We start from the raw sequence: 2472 nt of genomic DNA on the forward strand, positions 1-2472 counted from the left end.
TCGCCGCGATCTCCGGCGCAGGCAACCTCTACTGGTGGGCAGGCGACGGCAACGGCCACCTCGGCACCGCCCAACGCCTCTGGCCCAACGAAGGCGGCTTCGCCACCTTCCGCGACCTCGCCTGACCCAGCCGCAGGGTGTCCCGGCCCCCGAGGGCCGGGACACCTGCTCCACCACCTGACCAGCCCCCCGGAAGGCCTCCCCACGTGCGTATCAGTCATCGTCACCGCGTCGCGCTGGCGATCGCCGCGCTGAGTACCGCAATCGGCGCTACCCCCGTACAGACGGCCATGGCTGCCGACGCCGGCGCCTCCGAAGCCGGACTGGATCTGAGCACCCCCAGCACCGTCTACGTCAACGGCACCCCCGGGGACGTAGACCTCACGGTCACCCGCCCGCCCGCCGGCGATACCTATATCCGGCTGGACCTCCACGGCGCCGGACTGGACCACATACGCATCATGGACGATGCCGGTACCGACGTGCCGTCGCACTACGACCCGTCGGATGGGTCCAGGAGGATCTTCGAGATCGGCGCGGCCGACAGCGATCACAACGGTGTACCCGGAGCACCTCTGGCCGAAGGCACGACCCATCTGCACGTGGCCGCTGAATACGGCGTGGGCAACCACGTCTCCCTGTACGGCCGCCTCGTGGACGGTGCCAGCGGACAGTTCCTCGACAACGCCCTGGAGCAGGGCCCGATAATGATGCCTCTGTCGTCGCCGTCGTTCACGAGCAGTTGGGTTTCCCCGGGGCACGGCACCGGTACCAACGCGACCATCGTCGTCAGCGCGGGTTACCCCCAGCCCGCCCACATGCGACTCACCACGCACATGGGGGCCATGCCTTCGCCCCCGACGAAAACACACACCCAGCTGCGATTCACCGCGCGGCAGCTGGCAGCCGCCGGCTACAGCGCCACGAAGCTGACCGAGGGGGTGACGGTCGAGTACTCGACGGACGGCTCGCAGTACGCCCGGGTTCCCTGGACGACCGATGCCAGTGGCGCCGCCGTCCTCGACTTCCCCGCGCGCTCGTGGGGAGCCGACAAGCCGGTCGAGGCAACCGAGGACCTGCGTCTGTCTGCCTCCTGGGGGCTTCCGGCCAGCTTCCTCAACGGCGCTTTCTGCACGTTCGCCGACGAAGGAAGAGAGGTACTGAGACAGGACCAGGAGTTCCACTTCGAACACGACTACGTCCCCGCCTCCGCCAGGCACTCCTTCTACGGCAGGGACGCCGCCGGCGTCCTGTGGCAGTACAAGGAGGGCGAGTACCCCGAATACCACGGCCAGTACTACACCCCCCGCACCCGCGTCGGAGGCGGCTGGCAGGCGTACGACCTGCTGACCAAGGTCTCCACCTTCGGCGTCCAGGGCAACGGCGACCTCGTCGCCCGCGACCGCTCCGGCGTGCTCTGGTACTACGCGGGCAGCGGCGACGGCAGCGCCCCGTTCCTGTCCCGGAGCCGGGTCGGGGGCGGCTGGCAGATCTACGACACCCTTCTCGGCGCGGGCGATGTGACCGGGGACGGCAGGCCGGACCTCCTCGCGCGCGACCGGGCCGGCACGCTCTGGCTGTACAGGGGGACCGGCAACCCAGGCGCGCCCTTCGCCACCCGCACCCGCGTCGGTGGCGGCTGGAACACCTACACCATGATCGCGGGCGGCTCCGACCTGACGGGCGACGGACGCCCCGATCTGGTCGCCCGCGACCACAACGGTGTGCTCTGGCTCTACCGGGGCACCGGACGGGCCGCCACCCCCTTCAGCGACCGCACCCGCATCGGCGGTGGCTGGAACACCTACACCGCCCTCTCCACGCCCGGAGACCTGTCCGGGCACGGCCACGCAGGCAGCCTGCTGGCCCGTGACCACGAGGGCAGGCTCTGGATCTACTTCGCCACCGGCAACGCAGGCGCGCCGTTCGGGCCACGCCTTCAGATCGGCGACGGCTGGAACACGTACAACGCCCTCATCTGAGCAGGCCACCGTTCCCAGTCCTGACGACCCAGTAGATGCCAGTAGATACTGAGGCCGTGGGTGTTCCGACACCCACGGCCTCCTGCTGTCGCTGGCGCTCGTACCGGGACGGTGGGCTCCACCTCCCGGCACAGTGCCCGGCACGGACCGTCCGGCTGGTCGCCCCCGCGCACCCGCTCTTCACCATCCGGACCCGCACGGATGGCTCCCTCGGCGCCTCGGAAGCCCCGTCTTTCGCCTCCCGCTTCCCGCCCCGTGAGGCCGACTTGATGCTCCTTTGAGCCGCATCAGGTGGTTCTCACCACGCAATACAGGAGGGAACTAGGGGCTTTCGTTTGGATCACTGTGCGGACCAGAGGAAGATGCCTGCGATGTGGAGTCCGGCCAGGTAGATTGCGGCCGTCTTCTCGTAGCGGGTGGCGATGCCGCGCCACTGCTTGAGGCGGTTGATGCACCGCTCGACAGTGTTGCGCTGTTTGTAGGCCTCACG

At 69.1% G+C, this 2472-nt stretch carries 1 protein-coding gene and 1 pseudogene; one reads left to right on the plus strand and one right to left on the minus strand.

Annotated elements, in window-relative coordinates; genetic code table 11:
* The first annotated feature begins 290 nt into the window (after positions 1-290).
* Positions 291-1982 (plus strand): FG-GAP repeat domain-containing protein, encoded by a 1692-nt coding sequence (locus ACZ5ID_RS36180; RefSeq protein ID WP_468906814.1) that lies wholly within the window; start codon positions 291-293, stop codon positions 1980-1982.
* A gap of 340 nt (positions 1983-2322) precedes the next feature.
* Here ACZ5ID_RS36180 and ACZ5ID_RS36185 read toward each other — a convergent pair.
* Positions 2323-2472: pseudogene (locus ACZ5ID_RS36185) on the minus strand (IS5/IS1182 family transposase); the annotation flags it as partial.

It is taken from the genome of Streptomyces sp. NPDC031670, from assembly GCF_055580545.1.

Coding starts and splice junctions, on each gene's coding strand:
- ACZ5ID_RS36180 (WP_468906814.1), top strand. CDS start 291: ATGGCTGCCGACGCCGGCGCCTCCGAAGCCGGACTGGATCTGAGCACC.